The organism is Nocardia paucivorans NBRC 100373, assembly GCF_000308675.1.
Taxonomy (GTDB): Bacteria; Actinomycetota; Actinomycetes; order Mycobacteriales; family Mycobacteriaceae; genus Nocardia; species Nocardia paucivorans.
The window spans coordinates 52774-71342 of the sequence record NZ_BAGE01000006.1; the positions used below are offsets into that span (position 1 = coordinate 52774).

Sequence of the window (18569 nt, forward strand, 5' to 3'; positions counted from 1 at the left end):
GCAGGTCTACAAAGCAAGTGCTTGGTAGGTTATCCTACCGGCGTGGGTGCTATCCAGACCTCAGAATCCGGTACCGGTTCGGATACCGGGCGGCCTTCGGCCGAAACGGTGGCCGAACGTACGAGTGTGGCCGATCTGCCCGACGACGTCTTCGCCGCTCAGGTGCGGAACTGGCTCGAAGAACAGCTGAACGGCGAGTTTCGAGAACTGCGCGGTCTCGGTGGTCCCGGACGGGAACACGAGGCCTTCGACGAGCGGCTGGAATGGGACCGGCGGCTGGCCGCCGCGGGCTGGACCTGTCTGGGATGGCCGGTCGAATACGGTGGCCGCGCGGCGAGTGTGGCGCAGCAGATCATCTTCCACGAGGAATACGCCAAGGCGAACGCGCCGGCGCGGGTGTCCCACGTGGGCGAAGAACTTCTCGGTCCCACTCTGCTGGCCTTCGGCACCCCACGCCAGCGTGAACGCTTTCTCCCCGGTATCCGCACGGTGACCGAGCTGTGGTGCCAGGGCTACTCCGAGCCGGGCGCCGGCTCCGATCTGGCGGCCGTTTCCACCTCCGCCCGGCTGGACGGGGACGAATGGGTCGTCAACGGCCAGAAGATCTGGACCTCGCTGGCGCATGTGGCCGACTGGTGTTTCGCGGTCTGCCGCACCGAACCCGGCTCTAAACGGCACAAGGGCCTGTCGTATCTGCTGGTGCCCATGCATCAGCCGGGCATCGAGGTCCGGCCGATCGTGCAACTCACCGGCACCTCCGAATTCAACGAGGTGTTCTTCGACAATGCCCGCACCGAGGCCGATCTGGTGGTCGGCGAACCCGGTGACGGGTGGCGGGTCGCCATGGGCACGCTCAATGTGGAACGCGGTATCTCCACCCTCGGTCAGCAGATCCGCTTCGCTCGGGAACTGTCGGCCATCGAGGAGATGGCCCGGAAAACCGGTGCCATCGACGATCCGCTGCTGGCGGACCGGATCGATCGGGCCTGGGTGGGACTGCGGGTGCTGCGCGCCCATGCCCTGCGCACCATGGCGGAGACCGCTTCCGACGGCGGTCAGGCCTCGGTGGGCAAACTGCTGTGGGCCAACTGGCATCGCAGCCTCGGCGAACTGGCCATGGCGGTGCGCGGCGCCGCCGGACTGGTGGCCGCCGACAACGACGATCTGGACGAATGGCAGCGGCTGTATCTGTTCACCCGCGCCGACACCATCTACGGAGGTTCGAACGAAGTGCAGCGCAATATCATCGCCGAGCGGGTGCTCGGTCTTCCTCGGGAGAACCGCTCGTGACCGGGCCGCTGTCCGTCGCGCCGCCGCCGATTTCCGGCCACGGCCTACTCGCCGGGCGGTATGCCGTCGTCACCGCCGCCGCCGGTACCGGTATCGGTTCTGCGACGGCTCGGCGGTTGTTGTCCGAAGGTGCCGATGTCGTGGTCTCGGACTGGCACGAACGCCGGCTCGAGGCCACCCGGGCCGAACTCGCCACCGAGTTCGCCGATCGCAAGGTGCACGCCATCGCCTGTGATGTGACCAGCACCGAACAGGTGGACGAATTGGTTCGCGGCGCGGTGGCGGCACTGGGTCGGGTGGATATCTTCGTCAACAACGCCGGGCTCGGTGGGGAGACACCGGTTGCGGATATGACCGACGACCAGTGGAACCGGGTGGTGGATGTCACCCTCAACGGCACCTTCCGCTGCACCCGCGCCGAACTGAACTATTTCCGCTCGGTCGAACACGGCGGGGTGATCGTCAACAACGCCAGTGTGCTCGGTTGGCGCGCCCAATACGGTCAGGCCCACTACGCCGCGGCCAAGGCCGGTGTCATGGCGCTCACCAGGTGCAGTGCCATAGAGGCGGCCGAGTTCGGGGTGCGGATCAATGCCGTCGCGCCGAGTATCGCCCGACACGCGTTCCTGGACCGGACCAGTTCCCCGGAACTGCTCGATCGTCTCGCCGAGCGGGAGGCGTTCGGTCGGGCCGCCGAACCGTGGGAGGTGGCGGCCACCATCGCCATGCTGGCCAGCGACTACACCACCTATCTCACCGGTGAGGTGGTCTCGATCAGCAGCCAGCGCGCCTGATCCGGATGCCGTTGTCGAAGGTAGTTGTTCTCGGGGCTGTTTAGCCTGCTCGACGTGTGCCATTCTGAGGGCAGGTCGGATCGCACTCCCCGAAGGGGGCGATGGCTATGGAGCCGGAGCCGCGACAATTCGACAGCCCACCCGAGCTGGAACTCGTCCGCGATATCGTCCTGGCCCGGCGTCGACAGGAGGCGCTGGTTCTGGCCGCCCTGGAGTTCGGCAGCGAACTGTTGCGGCTGGACTCCGAACATGCCGCGATCGAACGGGCCGTTCAACTGTTGGCCCGGCACAGCGTCGACGAGACCGAGATCGCGCGTGACCCGCACGGCGCCCTGCGCGCCGATATGCTCCGCGACCGGGAGCGGATACGCCGAATCGCCGGCTACTGCGGCAGCACCGTCGAGGACGAGTCCCGCCGGCGCCGGCTCGAACTGCTCTACGAGGTGCGCGCCGATCTTCAGGAGGTGGTGCAGCGCTGTCGCCGATGTCGGCTCGACCGGGTGAGCTTTACCGACGAGGTGGCCCACGCGCTCGGCGCCGTCACCGACAAGCTGGCGAGTGATGCCGATATGGACACCTATCACGCCTGGCAGCGCGGCATGCTGCTGAAGTTGACCGAGGAGCCGCGCCGGCACGGTCCACCCCGGGTATTGGCGACCGTGGATGCCGGTCCCGGCCGTGAACCGCTCGTGGTGGAGTGGGATTCCTGCGAACGTCGTCTCGCATTGATCATGCGCATGATGCGGGCCGGGGTGTCACCGCTGGTGATCTGTGATCGGTTGCTGGCGGATCTGTCCGTGGCCTCGCCCTTACGGTATTCGCGGCGCTGACCGCCCCGGGGTCGGTGACCGAGGAAAGCCGACTGTACCAAGCAAGTGCTTGGTTGTATTATGTCGGAGTGTCCGCATCCGAGCCCTCGAAATCAGCCCGGCGCACCGAACTGCTCACACTGGCAGCCGACCTGTTCGCCGAGCGCGGTGTCCGCGCCACCACCGTGCGGGATATCGCCGATGCGGCCGGAATTCTCTCCGGGAGTCTCTATCATCACTTCGATTCCAAGGAAGCGATGGTCGACGAGATCCTGCGCGGATTCCTCGACCGGCTGTTCGGACGCTACCGGGAGATCGCCGCCGCGGGAATGAGCTCCCGCGCCACTCTCGAGGCCCTGGTTCTGGCCTCCTACGAGGCATTCGACCGTTCACATGCCGCGGTGGCCATCTACCAGGCCGAGGCCAAACGGCTGCGCACCGTCGAACGATTCGCCTATATCGACGACTACAACCGGGAATTCCGGGAGCTGTGGCGGCGCGTCCTCAGTGCCGGCGTGCGCGACGGCAGCTTCCGTCCCGAACTGGATATCGACCTGGCCTACCGATTCCTGCGCGACACCGTCTGGGTGGCCGTGCGCTGGTATCGGCCCGGGGGTGGCGACCTCACCGTCGACACCCTCGCCAAGCAGTACCTCACCATCGTGCTCGACGGGCTCACCGTGCCCGGGCACACCGATTAGGAGACACCATGGCTACCTCCGCCTCCCGACGCCCCTACGCCCCGCTGCGCGAGGCGTATGTGATCGACGCGGTACGCACCCCCGTCGGTAAGCGCGGTGGCGCGTTGGCCCAGGTCCACCCCGCCGATCTCGGCGCCGCCGCCCTGCGGGGCCTGCTCGACCGTTCCCCGATCGACCCGTCGCACGTCGACGATGTGATCGTCGGCTGCGTGGACAATATCGGCCCGCAGGCCGGCAATATCGGCCGCACCGCCTGGCTGGTCGCCGGATATCCGGAAGAGGTGCCCGGTGTCACGGTGGACCGGCAGTGCGGTTCCAGCCAGCAGGCCATCAATTTCGGAGCCCAGGCGATTATGAGCGGCACCGCCGAGGTGATCGTCGCGGGCGGGGTGCAGAACATGAGCGCCATCCCCATCTCGGCTGCCATGTTGGCCGGTAAGGAGTACGGTTTCGACTCCCCCTTCGTCGGAGCGAAGGGCTGGGACCACCGCTACGGCACCGGTGAGGTCTCGCAGTTTCGCGGCGCGGCGATGATCGCCGAGAAATGGGGGATCGGCCGCGAGGATATGGAGCGGTGGGCGCTGCGCAGCCATGAACGCGCCCGGGCCGCCATCAAGGAGGGACGGTTCGACAACGAGATCGTCCCGGTCGGCGATTTCTGGATCGACGAGGGCCCGCGCGAAACCAGTCTGGAGAAGATGGCCGCGCTGAAACCTCTCGAGGAGGGCAGCCCGCTCACCGCCGCGGTCGCCTCCCAGATATCCGACGGCGCCTCCGCCACCCTGCTCGCCTCCGAATGGGCCGTACAGGAATACGGGCTCACCCCGCGCGCCCGCATCATCCATGTCAGCGCCCGTGGCGCCGATCCGCTGTACATGCTCACCGCGCCCATCCCGGCCACCAAGTGGGCCTTGGAGAAGACCGGGCTGACCATCGATGACATCGACCTGATCGAGATCAACGAGGCCTTCGCCTCCGTGGTGTTGGCCTGGTTGAAGGAAACCGGCGCCGACCCGGAGAAGGTGAATGTCAACGGCGGTGCGATCGCGCTCGGTCACCCGCTCGGCGCCACCGGGGCCAAACTGTTCGCCACGCTGCTCAACGAACTCGAGCGGCGCAACGGACGGTACGGTTTGCTCACCATCTGCGAGGGCGGTGGCACCGCCAACGCGACCATTGTCGAACGCCTGGACCACTGAGCCGCAACGCAACGGTCGTCAGGACATTTACGGCAGCCTTCGTACATGAAGGTCGGTATGCGAGAACTCGGCCGTCACACGAGTCGATACATCGCGCGTGAAATCCGGGGAGATGCCGGAGATCGCCGAGCATGGCCGAGTCGTCGCGAGGCCTGTTCCGGAAACCGCGGACCGAATACACCCGGCGACGGATGAAGACCGGCGGTTATCGCAGTCGTCGACCGACAACCGAGGACGACAGCCGGTGTGACCTCGCAGCGGGCTTGACTGGAGTTCCTCGACGAAGTATGGGAAACCGGCTTGTGAACACAGTCCGAATCAACAACCGGTAAAAGATGTGGTGAACTCCCGTCGTCGATGGCGAGAGGACTTCCCTTCGACGGTGCGGCAGGTGTCAGATGGTCTCTGACCGAACTGTTCTCGGACGAGGGACGCGAATGTTGCGTTACACGACGCCTGCGCCGCCGGTGGATCTCGCCGCGGAAGTGCCGGAGCTTGCCGCCTACACCCGTACCACGGTCCGTCTGCACCCGAAGAAGAGGCGGCCCGGGGTATCGGACAGTCATATCGGTGGCCCGCTGTGGTGGCCGGCGAATGAGCCGTGGCCCACCTGCACCGAGCCGTACCTGGCATGGGTGCCGGTCGTGAGACCCGATGGACGGCACGGCATGAGAATGGGGCCGACCGAAGCCGAGGAACCGAACCCCCTGGTTCCCATCGCGCAGCTGTGGCGCCGCGACTTTCCCGAAATCGATTACCCCGATGACACCGATGTATTGCAGGTGTTGTGGTGCCCCGACGAACACGACCAGTTCGATTTTGGGGGGCCCATGGTCCGGCTTGTGTGGCGGCATACCGAGCCTGGTGTCGCGCTGCTGGATTCGCCCCCTACTCCTCGGCGGATCTCCGACAGGATATACCTGCCACACCCGTGTTCGCTGCATCCCGAGCGGGTCGTCGAGTACCCCTGTGACGAGGTGTATCCGCCGGAGCTGCAAGAACGACTTCGTCAGTGGGAGATCGCCCATTTCCCGACCACCCCTCACGACGAGGGATACGACGAAGAGCAAGTCGAGGAATACGGGTGCAGCTGCTATCAATACCTGTTGTCGGTGGCTCCCGGCTGCAAGGTCGGCGGTTGGACCTCGTGGCACGCGACCGATATGTATGACGTGCCGTGTCTCGACTGTGGTGGCGAGACAAGGGAACTGCTGAAACTGGACAGCTGTGAGTGGGACGGCGGTTCGGGTCCACGGTGGAAGCCGGTGGTGGATTCGGGAACCGCGTCAAGGGACGCAGAACCGGAGTGTGAACCGACAGGGCTGGTTCACGGCCGCTATGCGGCAATGACGATCTTCACCTGTCGAACCGATCCTCAACACGCGCCGCGTTTCACCATTCAGTGAGGTGGTCCACCGCATATGCCCGTTCGACCTGCCACTCGAGCATGCGATGAGCCGGACCATGGTCGAGGGAGATGACGAAGGCGCCATGGTCCCGGCCGTCGCGGTGAATGCAACCTTCCCGTGTCTTTCGAGCAGTGCTCGTCAGTGTTCCGAAACGGCTGTCCCGCCATGGGATAGTGCGGCGATCGTATCGATGCGTGCGACCGCATCGGTGACGATACGGTCGATGAGCTCCTGGCAGGTGGGCAGGTCGTCGAGGATGCCGGTGACCTGTCCGGCGGCGAGCACCCCCGCCTCGGTATTGCCCTCCACCAATCCGGCCCGCAACAGCATCGGGGTATTGGCCGCCATGATGACCTGCGACCAGGTGAGATCCTTGGCCTTGCGCATGGCCAGACCGTCGCGCACCATGGTCGACCATTTCATACCGGTCATGCCCTTGAACCGGGCGGCATTGCCGATGGCAGCGGCGAGTCCGCGGATTCGGCCCGAATGTTCCAGGCGCTGCACGAGTTCGGTGTTCAGCACCCGGTGCGGCATACCGTCGACCTTGGTAGAGACAACGGTGTCCTGTAGGCCGCGGTGCAGGTATTCCTGTTTCACCGCATCGGGGACGCTGCTTTCCCGAGTGAGCAGGAACCGGGTGCCCATGGCGATACCGGCCGCGCCGTAGGCGAGGGCGGCGGCCAGGCCACGACCGTCGAAGAAACCACCGGCGGCGACCACGGGGATATCCACCGCGTCCAGTACCGAGGGCAGCAGCAGGGTGGTGGCGACGGGTCCGGTGTGTCCGCCGCCTTCGCCGCCCTGCACGATCACCGCATCGGCGCCCCAGGACGCCACCTTCACCGCGTGCTTCGCGGCGCCGATGGACGGAATCACCACTACGCCCGCGTCTTTCAGCTTGGCGATGAGTTCCTTCTTCGGGGCCAGGGCGAACGAGGCGACCGCGACCTCCTCCCGGATGATCAGGTCGATGCGCGCACCGGCGTCCGAGGCGTCGGCACGGATGTTCACTCCGAACGGTTTGTCGGTCTGCGCCTTGGTTTTGGCGATGGCGGCTTCCAGCTCCTCGAACGTCATGGTCGCGGAGGCGAGGATGCCGAGGCCGCCGGCGTTGGAGGTGGCCGAGACCAGGCCGGGGCCGGCCACCCAGCCCATACCGGTCTGCACGATCGGGTGTTCGATACCCACCAGGTCGGTCAGCGCGGTACGCAATTGTGCGGTCATGATGTGGGCACCTCCTTTTCCCGCACCTTCTTCGGGTCGAGCACCTCACGGATGAGGCGCAGTTCCTCCTCGGTGGGCAGACGGGTTTCGCCGGCCTCGTCCAGTCCGGCGATCTCGAACGAGGTGTTCTCGGCGACCTCCGCGGCCGTCACACCGGGGTGCAGGCTGCGGGCCCGCATGGTGTGGTTCGGTCCTTCGAAATCGAAAACCCCCAGGTTGGTCACCACCCGGTGGATGTTCAGGAACCGGAAGGCGGGATTGTTCGGGTCGATCTTGTCGTAACCGACCCCACAGACGATATCCACCTTCTCGCAGAACACCCGACGACTGTGCCGTGCCACCCAGTAGCTGGTGGGATGGTTGATGGTGTTTCCCGGCGCCCCGCGCACCCCGAACATCTGTCGGGTCGGCTGCTGGAGTGGCCCGAAGGCGGACAGGTTCTGGTTGCCGTAGCGGTCGATCTGGTTGGCGCCCATCACCACGTGCCGTCGGCCGGAGGCCACCACGTCGAAGACCTTCCGGAACGGAATCCAGCCTTCGATGGGGGCCTTACCGCCCAGTGGGGGAGTCTCGGCCAACAGCAGCGCCTCCCCATCGGACAGCAGCAGGTCGGGTTCGGTGGTCAGTTTCGCCAGTCGCGCGCCGAGCTGCGACATCGGCGACATGGGACTTGCCATGATTTCCCCGGCGCCGCGGAAGATGTCCGCGCAGGCGACGACGCACACCTCGGCCCGGGCGATGGTCTCGGTGCTCATTGTGCCTCCTCGAAACGGGCGACGGCGGCCTGGTAGTCGGCCTCGGAGCCGCGTAGATAGGTGTCGACGAATTCCTGCCAGCTCTCCGGTGAACCGGCGGCCGCCGCATAGTGGCGCTGGAATTTCTCGTCCCGTCCGTAGCTTTCGCCGGCGAGGGTGAAATGCGCGCCGCCCGGGGCCTCCACCACACCGTCGACCATCATGCGGTTGAGCAGAAGTGCCTGTGGAGGAACGGTTTTCACCAGTTCCTCGGTCTCCACCACGCGTTCGACCGAGACGTAGCGTTTCTCGGCGGCCAGGCAGAACAGGTCGTCCATATACGGGTCGACCCCCTGATACGCCGCATTGCCGTGCGCGTCGCCGATATTCAGATGCACCAGGGCGGCGTCGAGGTTCAGTGCCGGCATGGCGATCAAGGTTTCCGGCCGACCGTCCGGTCCCGGATAGGGGGAGGTGACCGTCTTCAGCTCACCCTCCCAGAAATTGGGTACATCCGAACCCAGTCCGGCCCGGATCGGCAGGAACGGCAATCGCGCCGCAGCGGCCTCCAAACCGCATTTGAGCATGCCCTCGTCCATTTCCCGGGCCACGATCTGTCCCGAGGTACGGGCCCGGGCGAACCAGGGATCGTAGAACGGCGGCGAGTCCAGGGAGACGAAACCGTAGTAGACCTTGCGCACCTTCCCGGCCGAGCACAGCAGTCCCAGGTCCGGACCGCCGTAGGTAACGATGGTCAGATCGGTGATATCCGAACGCAGTAGTGCCCGCACCAGCGCCATCGGCTTGCGTCGGGACCCCCAACCGCCGATGCCGATCGTCATTCCGCTGTGCAGCTCGCCCACCACCTGGTCGAGCGTCATCCGTTTGTCCCGCATGGTTTTCCGCTCCGACGTCACTTGTTCTCCTTGCGTGCGGCCAGGTCTTCGTCGAAACGTTCCCGGATCTCGTCGGCGACCCCGGCCAGGTTCAGTTCGAAGGTGAAGCCCTGCTCGTAGCGGTAGCTACGGTGCACGTCCTGGAGGTCGATACCGTTGAGGGCCCGTTTGGCGGCGCGGATGACCCGGCCGTCCTTGGCGGCGATCTCCTTGGCGACCTCCAGGGCCGCGGCGTCGAGTTCGGCGCGCGGCACCACACGCAGCACCGATCCGTAGTGGTGCAGCTGCTGGGCGGTGGCGGTGTTCGCGGTGAAGAACAGCGCCCGCATCAGGTGTTGCGGTACCAGCCGGGCCAGGTGGGTGGCCGCGCCGAGCGCTCCCCGGTCGACCTCGGGCAGGCCGAAGGTCGCGTCCTCCGAGGCGATGATGATGTCCGCGTTGCCGACCAGGCCGATTCCGCCGCCCAGGCAGAACCCCTGCACCGCCGCGATCACCGGAACCGGGCAGTCGTAGACGGCGGCGAAGGCCTCGAAGCAGCCGTGGTTGGCGTCGATCAGCGCCTGGTGACCGGGCTTGCGTTGGATTTCCTTGATATCCACCCCCGCGTTGAACCCGCGGTTCTCGGCGCGCAGCACCACTACGCGGGTGTCGGGGTCGCGCCCGGCGTCGCGGATTTCGTCGGCGATGGCGAACCAGCCATCCGACGGTATGGCGTTGACCGGCGGATAGTCGACCGTGACTACGGCGACGCCGGTGGTCTCCGAACGGCGAGAGATCCCCATCGCGTATCCCATCTCGAGCATCTTGGCTAAGCAAGCAATTGCTTGGTAGGTTAGCACGGTGACACTCGAAATCGACCTGTCCGATCGCGTCGTTCTGGTAACCGGCGGCGTCCGCGGCGTCGGTGCGGGGATAAGCCGGGTCCTGCTGACCGCCGGGGCCACCGTTGTGGCCTGCGCGCGTCGACCGGCGGAGCAGGTGGTGGAAGCGGCGGGACGTGGTATCGACTTCCTACCGTGCGATGTGCGCGACGGCGAGGCGGTGCAGCAGCTGATCGAGACGATCGTGCAGCGCTACGGCCGGCTGGATCACCTGGTCAACAATGCCGGCGGGGCGCCGTACGCCCTGGCTGCCGATGCCAGCCCCAAGTTCCACACCAAGATCGTCGAACTGAATCTGCTCGCTGCCCTGCACGTATCGCAGGCCGCCAATGCGGTGATGCAGCGGCAGGACGAGGGCGGTTCGATCGTCAATATCTCCAGCCTCAGCGGCCATCGCCCGTCACCGGGGACCGCCGCTTACGGCGCCGCCAAGGCCGGGGTGGACGCCCTGACCGTTTCGCTGGCAGTGGAGTGGGCGCCCCGGGTGCGGGTCAACTCCCTGGTGGTCGGCGCGGTGGAAACCGAGTTGAGCGAACTGCACTATGGCGATGCCGCAGGGGTGGCCGCGGTGGGGCGGACCATTCCACTGGGCAGGCTCGCGCGCCCGGAGGACGTCGGTCATGCCGCCGCCTTCTTGATGTCTCCGCTGGCCTCCTATATCAGTGGCGCGACCTTGCAGGTCCACGGCGGCGGCGAACCGCCGGCCTTCCTCTCCGTGGCCACGGCATCCCATTCCGGCAACCCGGCGTCGCAGCCGGCCAACTGATATCCAGTATCGACGAGAGGAACGACATGGCAACCGAGGGCATCTGCGCCGGACGCACCGTCATCATCACCGGAGCGGGGCGGGGAATCGGCCGGGCGCATGCGCTCGCCTTCGCGGCACAGGGCGCGAATGTGGTCGTCAACGATATCGGCACGGCCTTGGATGGGGCCGCCACCGATGAAACCCCCGCCGAACAGGTGGTCGCACAGATTCGGGCAGCCGGCGGGCAGGCGGTGGCCAATGGGGACGATGTGGCGGACTGGGCAGGTGCCCAGCGGCTGATCCAACAGGCCGTGGACACCTTCGGTGGATTGGACGTTCTGGTCAACAATGCCGGGTTCGTCCGCGACCGAATGCTCGCCAATCTCAGCGAAGAGGAATGGGATTCGGTGATCCGGGTGCATCTCAAGGGCCATTTCGCCACCATGCGTCATGCCATCGCCTACTGGCGCGCCGAGTCCAAGGCCGGGCGGCCGGTGGATGCCCGGGTGATCAACACCAGTTCCGGTGCGGGTCTGCAGGGCAGTGTCGGACAGAGCAACTACGGCGCCGCCAAAGCGGGTATCGCGGGCCTGACCCTCACCGCTGCCGCCGAATTCGCCCGATACGGGGTGACGGTGAATGCCATCGCGCCTTCGGCGCGTACCCGGATGACCGAAACCGTGTTCGCCGACATGATGGCCAAACCGGAGGAGGGTTTCGACGCCATGGCGCCGGAAAATATTTCGCCGCTGGTGGTGTGGCTCGGCAGCTCGGAGTCGGCGGGTGTGACCGGTCGAATGTTCGAGGTGGAGGGTGGAAAGATCGCGGTCGCCGATGGTTGGCGCCATGGTGTGCCGGTCGACCGGGGCGCTCGGTGGGATCCCGCCGAACTCGGCCCGGTGATCACCGATCTGCTCGCCAAGGCGGCGCCGCCGGAACCCGTCTACGGGGCGTAGCGGTACGCCGAAGGGTAGCGGACCTGTTCGGTGGCGCGGTGATAGCCACCAGGGTGCCATAATCGGAGTTATCCCTCGGATACCCCTCCATTACGTCACTGTGATTCGTGAAAAACAACCGACCCGCCGGTTCGGCGGGTCGGTTCGGTATCCGTGCGCTACGTATGACTGGAGAACTCGCCTCTCGGGTGGTCAATTGTGGTGTAACCCGTCCGAGGGGCCGGTGGGTGCGAGGTGATGCAATACGGTGCGATCCGCGCGGATCGCACCGTATTGACGGGAATCTATTCGGTCCCGTCCGGAGGAATTTCGGGCAGACCTTCGCTCGCCCGCAGTTTCTCCGCCATGGAGGTGAGTAGATTCTGGGATTCTTCGGAAAGGTCGAATGCCCGGCTGGACAGTCGACGCAGTCCGTAGCCCTGCAGCTGCGACAATAGCTCGAGATCGTGGTCGATCTTCGCGGCGTAGATGTCGTTGAAGAAGTAGTCGGGCTTCACCTTGAAGAACTTCGCCAGTGCGGCGACGGTCTCGTCCGACGGATTCGTCCGCTGTCCCGACCTCAACTGCGATAGGTAGGGCTTGGAGATTGGATGTCCGGACGCTGTGAGTGCGGCCGCGACCTCGGCGTTGGTATGCGGCTTACGCCCGGGGGATGCACGGTTTCGAACAGCTTGTTGAGCCGCGCCGCGAAATCAGCCATTGTGAGCCGCCCAATTCCCTTCACTGGACTTACAGTCGTTATCTCGGATACCTATCATTGATATTAGCGGCTCAGTAACTGAAAACCTACGCCTGATTCAGGATTTCCTTGAAACTTCCAGGCGCGCATCCGGAGAAGGGCTCGGCAGCGTTGCGTTTGCGGGTTGCCCGAGGGGGTATTGTGTACGCGCGGTACCGCCGGGTTATGGCCCGTCGCGGGGGTCTTCCCGGACGGGCCTCGGGTAGCCCTCGGATAGCTGGTATCTCCGCCGAAGGCCTGTATCGCTCATTGTGTGGTGTGCGACACGTTTTTCCCCGTGCTGGGATGAACGTTCAACCCAATGGTCAATTGCGGTGTAAGCCCTATAGACGTTCGATGATCGTTCCGGTGGCGAGTGCACCGCCGGCGCACATGAGAACCATTGCGGTGGTGCGGTCGGAGCGTTCCAGTTCGTGCAGGGCGGTGGTGATGAGCCGAGAACCGGTGGAGCCCACCGGATGTCCGAGTGCAATGGCGCCACCGTTGACGTTCACCCGGTCCATATCGGGCTCGTGGACCTGGGCCCAGGACAGTGCTACGGAGGCGAACGCCTCATTGATCTCGAAAATATCGATATCGTTCATGCTCATACCGGAACGTTCGAGCAGTCGGGTGCACGCCTGAACCGGGCCGTCGAGATGGAATTCCGGTTCCGCGCCCACCAGGCACTGGGTGCGTATACGTGCCCGGGGGCGCAAACCCGCGCGCTGGGCGGCCTTCTCGTCCATGAGCAGCACCGCCGCGGCGCCATCGGATATCTGCGACGAGGTGCCCGCGGTGTGGACGCCGCCCTCGAGTACCGGCTTCAGCTTGGCCAGGCTCTCCAGGCTGGTCTCGCGCAGACCCTGATCGCGGGTGACGTCGATTTTCTCCCCGGTGGGGTTACCTTCCTTGTCGACCGCCGGAGCGGTCACCGTCAGCACCTCACGCTCGAACCGCCCCTCGGCCCAGGCCTGCGCCGCCAATTGCTGTGAGCGGACACCGAATGCGTCCACATCCTCGCGAGTTATCCCACGTCGCTTGGCGATTCGCTCGGCCGCCTCGAACTGATTCGGCATATCGATATTCCAGGACGCCGGTCGGCGCGGTCCGGCATGGTCACCGACATTGGCCCCCAACGGGACTCGGCTCATGGCCTCGACACCGCATGCCACGCCGATATCGATGGCGCCGGTGGCAATGAGTCCGGCGATGAGGTGGTTTGCCTGCTGGGCCGAACCGCACTGGGCGTCGATGGTCGTGCAGCCCACTTCCCAGGGCAACCCGGCATGTAGCCAGGCGGTGCGGGTGATGTTGTTGGACTGTTCGCCGGCCTGGGTGACGCAGCCGCCGATGACCTGTTCGACCTGTCCCGGATCGAGATGGGCGCGGTCGAGCAGGCCGCGCTGGGCCAGGCCCAGGATCTCGGCGGCGTGGAGGCCCGACAGCCATCCGTTGCGCTTGCCGATGGGGGTGCGAGCGGCCTCGACGATAACGGGTGTGCCCATCTCCAACCTTTCCTCGGGGGACAGAAACTGTAACGTGTTCGCGCACTTGTCACAGGCGGGATCTATCCGGTTTCTTTCCTCATACTCCCGCCTGTGCTTCAATGATTGTAGAACGTGTTTCAGTTATGTCGAAGGAGACAACTGGTGGTAGATACGGTGAATGCCCGGCCGAACCTGCCGGACGGGTTCGACGTCACGGACCCCGACATCTACGCCCAGCGGGTTCCGGTTGAAGAGTTCGCTGAGCTGCGCCGGACCGCGCCGATCTGGTGGAACCCGAAGTCCCCCGAGGTCGGCGGTTTCCCCGACGACGGTTTCTGGGTGGTGAGCAGGCACGCCGACGTCAAAGAGGTCTCCCGGCGCAGCGATGTGTTCTCCACCTTCGAAAACACCGCCATCCCCCGCTTCAACGACGATATCCAGCGCGAACAGATCGAACTTCAGCGTTTCGTCCTGCTCAATATGGATCCCCCCGAGCACACCCGTATGCGCAAGATCATCTCCCGCGGTTTCACCCCGCGGGCGATCAACGCGCTGCGCGCCGAACTGTCCGCCCGCGCCGAATCGATCGTGAAGGCCGCGGCCGAATCGGGCTCGGGTGATTTCGTCACCCAGATCGCCTGCGAACTGCCCCTACAGGCCATCGCCGAACTGATCGGCATCCCGCAAGAAGACCGGATGAAGGTGTTCACCTGGTCGAACGAGATGACCGGCTACGACGACCCCGATATCGATATCGACCCGGTCAATGCCTCCACCGAACTGCTGGGCTACTCGTACGTCATGGCCGAGAACCGCAAGGCGTGCCCGGCCGACGATATCGTCACCACCCTGATCGAGGCCGATGTCGACGGCGACAAACTGAGCCCGGAAGAGTTCGGTTTCTTCGTCATCCTGCTGGCCGTGGCGGGTAACGAGACCACCCGCAACGCCATCACCCACGGCATGATCGCCTTCCTGGAAAACCCCGACCAGTGGGAGCTGTACAAGAAGGAACGCCCCGCCACCGCCGTGGACGAGATCATCCGGTGGGCCACCCCGGTCACCTCCTTCCAGCGCACCGCCCTCCAGGACACCGAACTGGGCGGCGTCCAGATCAAGAAGGGCCAGCGGGTGGTCCTGCTGTACCGTTCGGCGAACTTCGACGAGGACGTCTTCGAGCACCCGGAGAAGTTCGACATCATGCGCAAGGACAACCCGCATGTCGCCTTCGGCGGCACCGGTGCCCACTACTGCATCGGCGCCAACCTGGCCCGTCTCGAGATCGACCTGATCTTCAACGCCATTGCCGACCATCTGCCCGATATCACCAAGATCGGTGACCCCAAGCGACTGCGCTCGGGTTGGCTCAATGGCATCAAGGAGTTCCCGGTCGACTACAAGACCTGCCCGGTGACCGGCGCAAAGGTGAGCTGAGCAGCTGGATCCGACAATACGGCGCCTCCGACGAGCGATCGAACCACCTCGTCGGAGGCGCCGTAACATTGTTCGGCTCGGATCGGCAGAAGCGCTCGGATCGGCGCCGTCGCACGGATCGACAATGTCGCGAACCCGCCGAAATCCGTATGTCGGACGACTACACTCGGGTCCCATGTCGAGTAAGGGCCGACAATTTCGCCATGATTTCCGCACACCGCGGATGGCTTTGTCGGTAGAGACCCGGAGCTGGAACGAATAAGAACCCTGCTGGGTTCGGCCCGGCTGATCACCCTGATCGGCATGGGCGGTATCGGGAAAACCCGGCTCGCGGCCGAAGCGGTGAGCCAATTCCACAAGGCCACCCAGACTCCGGTGCGCTGGGTGCGGTTGGCGAGACTGTCCAAGGGGGCCGGCCGCACCGCGGTGGAGGAAGCGGTGGCCCACGCCGTGCTCGACTCCGATTTCTCGGGGCGATCGATATGGGACACCCTTGTCGACAAGCTCACCGGCAAGGACGCGAGGGGCGCGACCTGCCGACCGTGGTGGTGATGGACAACTGTGAGCACGTGCTCGCCGACGCCGCCTCGCTCATCGTGTCGTTGCTGGAGGCGGTACCCGGCCTGGTGGTTCTGGCCACCAGCCGCGAACCGGTGGGATGGGTCGACGAACATCTCGTGGAGGTTCCTCCGCTGTCGCCGCACCAGGCCTTGACTCTGTTCCGAAAGCGCGCGGAGCTCACCGGTCATCCCGTGATCGGAAAGAACCGGATCGCGACGGCCGAGCGGATCTGCCGTCATATGCACAACAATCCGCTCTACATCCGGCTCGCCGCCGCACGGCTGCGCCGCCGGCCGCTGGATGCCATCCTCCAGGAGTTGAACGGCGGCGCGAGCGATAAGCGGATGTGGTGGCCCCGGGCGTGGCGGGTGGGAACGGAGACACTATGACCTGTGCACGGACAAGGAACGCTTGTTGCCGGCGCGAATGTCGGTGTTCGCCGCGGGCTCCGAAATCCTACGGATGGTGCGTGATTCGCGCGGGTACGAGTCGAGTCCGGACAACGGCGACCACTGCGGATTCGATGTGGGCGCCGACCTGGAAGCCATCGAAGCCATCTGCGCCCGCGACGCGGAGCGCGTCGGGGACGCCGTGGTGAGCGTGGCGAAAGAAGAGATCGGGGGGGTTGCTCGAACGACTCGTGGACCAGTCGTTGGTGTCCCAGCACATGACCGAGACCAGCGTGCGGTATTCGCTGCTGGAAACGATCCGCATATTCGCCCGTCAGCAATTGCGGAAATACTCGACCGACGAGGTGGACGAACCGGCGCGGATGGCCCGGCGGCATCGGCGGCATTACCGAGACAAGGTCTTACAGGCGTATGCCACCCGGTACGGCCCGATGGAGCTGGAGCAACTGGAATGGGTGCGCGCCTCGTGGGACGACATCCTGGTCGCCATCGAGGGAAGTCTCACCACACCGGATGAATCGGCGCTCGGTGTGGAGATCTCGGTAGGGCTGATGGCGTTGCGCGCCGTGGTTCAACGGATCGTTGCGGGAAACTCGGCAATGGGCAGAACGAACTCTGGAGGCGAGCCGCACTCCGGCGACACGGCCGACCGAACTCCACATCGTGGCGATGGCCTTGGTCGGATGGTTGACCCTGTGGCAGGGGCAACGCGCCGACACCGAACGGGTACTCCAGGACTGCATCGTCGCCTACACGGACGATCCGGAGATATGGCGGAACTGGCGCCGCAACCCCCACGTCGACCACGGCCTGCCCGCCCCGCTCGAATTCGTCTGGGGCCAGGAACTGATGGTGATGCACCGCGATCCGGCCTCCATCACCGTATTGGCGCGTGCCCGCGAGAAGTCCCTCGACCGCGGCAGCGAGGCGATGGGTCGACTGCTCGAGGCCATGGCCGCCGGCTTCTTCGGAACGGTGGAACAGGCATTGACGCTCGCGCGGCGTAACGTCGACGACTTCGCCGCGGCCGGGGCGCTGTGGCTGAAATCCTGGGCGGAGATGATCTGGGCCCTCGCGCTGACCAAACACGGTGATCCGACCACGGCGTTATCGGTGGGGCATGCGGCGTTGACACAACTGGTCGCCGTGCGCGACCACTGGGGCGCGGCCTTGGCGGTGCATATTCGATGTTGGTCGTTGGCGCGGATCATCGCCGACTCGATCGCCGGCGGCACCGACAAGAGCAGGCTCATCGCCCTGGCCACCGAGACGGCTCGGCTTGTGGGCGGAGCCAAGACGCTGCGGGCCGAGGTGGGAACGAATATCGAAGAGCTGGGGCCCTTCGCCGACGAAACCGACAAGGCCATCGAGATCGCCCGCGGTGTCCTGGGAACCGACGCGTTCGCTGCCATGGAGAAAGAGGGTGCCGCCCTACGCCCCGAAAAGGGCGAGGTGCAGCGTCTGGCATTGGGAACACTGAGCATGGGCAGGCCGGTGACCGGTGGTAACGCCCGCACCGGTACCCGACACCGTTGGAACGAACTGGCCCGGGCGGAGCAGGAGGTGGCGGTATTCGCCGCGGCGGGATTGACGAACACCGCCATCGCGGTACGCCGGGGGAGTTCGTGTCGGATCGTCGACGCGCAGATGGCCGGCATCTTTCACAAACTGATGGTCACGTCCCGAAAGGACATCGTCCCGTTTGTTCCGGCGGGCATGATCGACGAGGTTCGACCCCGAATGGAGCATCGGCAGCGTCACAGCGGGGAGCAGCAGTACCGGTCACGGCGAGGGTGAACTCGAAAGTTATGGAGCATGGTGGTATGCGCATCACCATCCAACTCGACAGCGACGTTCTGGCCGCCGCCGAACGGTTACGCCGCGAACGGGGTTTGGGTCTCGGCGAGGCGATCAACGAACTGGCGCGGGCGGGGATCCATTACCGCCCCGAGGCTCCGCGACGGTCCTATCGGCAACGGGCCCGCCCATTGGGCGCGCGGGTGAATCTCTCCCGTAACTCGGAAGTCCTGGACCTGCTCGACGAGCCGTATCCGGGGCAGTCATGATCGTCGACGTCAACGTGCTGCTCTACGCGGTCGACGAAAGCAAGTCCGCACCATGAGGTGGCGCACGCCTGGCTCGAGGACGCGATGAACGGTGATGTGCGGGTCGGGTTTCCATGGCACAGCCTGATCGGTTTCGTCCAAAGCGTCACACATCCGAAGATTTTCACCGCGCCGATGACAGGTCGCGAAGCGCGATCATATGTGGACGAGTGGCTGGATCAACCCGCTCCGCCGATGACGCCGACC

The 18569-nt window shown here is 65.3% G+C and carries 17 protein-coding genes and 2 pseudogenes; 13 read left to right on the top strand and 6 right to left on the bottom strand.

Going from position 1 to position 18569, the window contains the following annotated elements:
- The first annotated feature begins 108 nt into the window (after positions 1 to 108).
- From ON32_RS28415 to ON32_RS01960, 6 genes are all read left to right on the top strand, one after another.
- Positions 109 to 1290 (top strand): acyl-CoA dehydrogenase family protein, encoded by a 1182-nt coding sequence (locus ON32_RS28415; protein WP_051132772.1) that lies wholly within the window; start codon positions 109 to 111, stop codon positions 1288 to 1290.
- On the top strand, positions 1287 to 2084 hold the full coding sequence (locus tag ON32_RS01940) for an SDR family oxidoreductase (RefSeq protein WP_040788239.1): 798 nt from the start codon (positions 1287 to 1289) through the stop codon (positions 2082 to 2084). Before ON32_RS28415 ends, ON32_RS01940 begins: the two co-directional genes overlap by 4 nt.
- A gap of 101 nt (positions 2085 to 2185) precedes the next feature.
- Complete coding sequence (locus ON32_RS01945) at positions 2186 to 2914, top strand: hypothetical protein (protein ID WP_245550757.1); 729 nt, start codon at positions 2186 to 2188, stop codon at positions 2912 to 2914.
- Between the two features lie 68 nt (positions 2915 to 2982).
- Positions 2983 to 3594: a TetR/AcrR family transcriptional regulator gene (locus tag ON32_RS01950; RefSeq protein ID WP_040788240.1), complete on the top strand. Its 612-nt coding sequence runs from the start codon at positions 2983 to 2985 to the stop codon at positions 3592 to 3594.
- Positions 3595 to 3638: 44 nt separating this feature from the next.
- Positions 3639 to 4793 (top strand): acetyl-CoA C-acetyltransferase, encoded by a 1155-nt coding sequence (locus ON32_RS01955; RefSeq protein ID WP_040788307.1) that lies wholly within the window; start codon positions 3639 to 3641, stop codon positions 4791 to 4793.
- A 437-nt stretch (positions 4794 to 5230) separates the two neighbouring features.
- Entirely contained in the window at positions 5231 to 6199 is a 969-nt protein-coding gene (locus ON32_RS01960) for a YwqG family protein (RefSeq protein WP_051132766.1), read from the top strand.
- A 141-nt stretch (positions 6200 to 6340) separates the two neighbouring features.
- On the opposite strand, the gene ON32_RS01965 is transcribed toward ON32_RS01960, so the two are convergent.
- From ON32_RS01965 to ON32_RS01980, 4 genes are read right to left on the bottom strand one after another with little or no spacing between them, the layout of a single operon-like run.
- Positions 6341 to 7429 carry an NAD(P)H-dependent flavin oxidoreductase gene (locus ON32_RS01965; protein WP_040788241.1) on the bottom strand — a complete coding sequence of 363 codons (1089 nt, stop codon included), beginning with the start codon at positions 7427 to 7429 and terminating at the stop codon, positions 6341 to 6343.
- Complete coding sequence (locus tag ON32_RS01970; protein WP_040788242.1) at positions 7426 to 8184, bottom strand: CoA-transferase subunit beta; 759 nt, start codon at positions 8182 to 8184, stop codon at positions 7426 to 7428. Before ON32_RS01970 ends, ON32_RS01965 begins: the two co-directional genes overlap by 4 nt.
- Entirely contained in the window at positions 8181 to 9059 is an 879-nt protein-coding gene (locus ON32_RS01975) for a CoA transferase subunit A (RefSeq protein WP_085995105.1), read from the bottom strand. The genes ON32_RS01970 and ON32_RS01975 overlap by 4 nt, the downstream gene beginning before the upstream one ends.
- A gap of 17 nt (positions 9060 to 9076) precedes the next feature.
- Complete coding sequence (locus tag ON32_RS01980) at positions 9077 to 9841, bottom strand: enoyl-CoA hydratase family protein (protein WP_040788311.1); 765 nt, start codon at positions 9839 to 9841, stop codon at positions 9077 to 9079.
- A gap of 58 nt (positions 9842 to 9899) precedes the next feature.
- Here ON32_RS01980 and ON32_RS01985 point away from each other — a divergent pair, with 58 nt between their 5' ends.
- Together ON32_RS01985 and ON32_RS01990 are read left to right on the top strand one after the other, a co-directional pair.
- Positions 9900 to 10706 carry an SDR family oxidoreductase gene (locus ON32_RS01985; RefSeq protein WP_040788244.1) on the top strand — a complete coding sequence of 269 codons (807 nt, stop codon included), beginning with the start codon at positions 9900 to 9902 and terminating at the stop codon, positions 10704 to 10706.
- A 26-nt stretch (positions 10707 to 10732) separates the two neighbouring features.
- Positions 10733 to 11644, top strand: coding sequence for an SDR family oxidoreductase (locus ON32_RS01990; protein WP_040788246.1), 912 nt, complete (start codon positions 10733 to 10735; stop codon positions 11642 to 11644).
- Positions 11645 to 11928: 284 nt separating this feature from the next.
- Here the strand turns inward: ON32_RS01990 and ON32_RS01995 are convergent.
- Both ON32_RS01995 and ON32_RS02000 read right to left on the bottom strand, forming a co-directional pair.
- Positions 11929 to 12344 (bottom strand): annotated as a pseudogene (locus tag ON32_RS01995) (helix-turn-helix domain-containing protein).
- Between the two features lie 362 nt (positions 12345 to 12706).
- Positions 12707 to 13870, bottom strand: a complete 1164-nt coding sequence (locus ON32_RS02000; protein ID WP_040788247.1) for a steroid 3-ketoacyl-CoA thiolase — start codon at positions 13868 to 13870, stop codon at positions 12707 to 12709.
- 144 nt (positions 13871 to 14014) lie between these two features.
- Here ON32_RS02000 and ON32_RS02005 point away from each other — a divergent pair, with 144 nt between their 5' ends.
- The 5 genes and pseudogenes from ON32_RS02005 (at position 14015) to ON32_RS02030 (ending at position 18323) form a co-directional block, all read left to right on the top strand.
- Positions 14015 to 15286: a cytochrome P450 gene (locus tag ON32_RS02005; protein WP_040788248.1), complete on the top strand. Its 1272-nt coding sequence runs from the start codon at positions 14015 to 14017 to the stop codon at positions 15284 to 15286.
- A 240-nt stretch (positions 15287 to 15526) separates the two neighbouring features.
- Positions 15527 to 15838: pseudogene (locus ON32_RS02010) on the top strand (NB-ARC domain-containing protein); the annotation flags it as partial.
- Positions 15838 to 16236 carry a hypothetical protein gene (locus ON32_RS02015; protein ID WP_157224040.1) on the top strand — a complete coding sequence of 133 codons (399 nt, stop codon included), beginning with the start codon at positions 15838 to 15840 and terminating at the stop codon, positions 16234 to 16236. The pseudogene ON32_RS02010 and the gene ON32_RS02015, both read left to right, overlap by 1 nt.
- Positions 16237 to 16926: 690 nt before the next feature.
- Entirely contained in the window at positions 16927 to 18054 is a 1128-nt protein-coding gene (locus tag ON32_RS02025) for a helix-turn-helix transcriptional regulator (protein ID WP_040788253.1), read from the top strand.
- Positions 18055 to 18080: 26 nt separating this feature from the next.
- Positions 18081 to 18323 (top strand): hypothetical protein, encoded by a 243-nt coding sequence (locus tag ON32_RS02030; protein ID WP_040788312.1) that lies wholly within the window; start codon positions 18081 to 18083, stop codon positions 18321 to 18323.
- Positions 18324 to 18569 lie beyond the last annotated feature (246 nt).

Bases quoted from the DNA above. Each gene is read 5' to 3' on its own strand.
- ON32_RS01980 (WP_040788311.1), bottom strand. From the start codon at position 9,841: ATGGGGATCTCTCGCCGTTCGGAGACCACCGGCGTCGCCGTAGTCACG.
- ON32_RS01945 (WP_245550757.1), top strand. From the start codon at position 2,186: ATGGCTATGGAGCCGGAGCCGCGACAATTCGACAGCCCACCCGAGCTG.
- ON32_RS02000 (WP_040788247.1), bottom strand. From the start codon at position 13,870: ATGGGCACACCCGTTATCGTCGAGGCCGCTCGCACCCCCATCGGCAAG.
- ON32_RS02030 (WP_040788312.1), top strand. From the start codon at position 18,081: ATGCGCATCACCATCCAACTCGACAGCGACGTTCTGGCCGCCGCCGAA.
- ON32_RS02015 (WP_157224040.1), top strand. From the start codon at position 15,838: ATGGACAACTGTGAGCACGTGCTCGCCGACGCCGCCTCGCTCATCGTG.
- ON32_RS01970 (WP_040788242.1), bottom strand. From the start codon at position 8,184: ATGAGCACCGAGACCATCGCCCGGGCCGAGGTGTGCGTCGTCGCCTGC.
- ON32_RS01960 (WP_051132766.1), top strand. From the start codon at position 5,231: ATGTTGCGTTACACGACGCCTGCGCCGCCGGTGGATCTCGCCGCGGAA.
- ON32_RS02025 (WP_040788253.1), top strand. From the start codon at position 16,927: ATGGCCTTGGTCGGATGGTTGACCCTGTGGCAGGGGCAACGCGCCGAC.
- ON32_RS01990 (WP_040788246.1), top strand. From the start codon at position 10,733: ATGGCAACCGAGGGCATCTGCGCCGGACGCACCGTCATCATCACCGGA.
- ON32_RS01965 (WP_040788241.1), bottom strand. From the start codon at position 7,429: ATGACCGCACAATTGCGTACCGCGCTGACCGACCTGGTGGGTATCGAA.
- ON32_RS01975 (WP_085995105.1), bottom strand. From the start codon at position 9,059: ATGCGGGACAAACGGATGACGCTCGACCAGGTGGTGGGCGAGCTGCAC.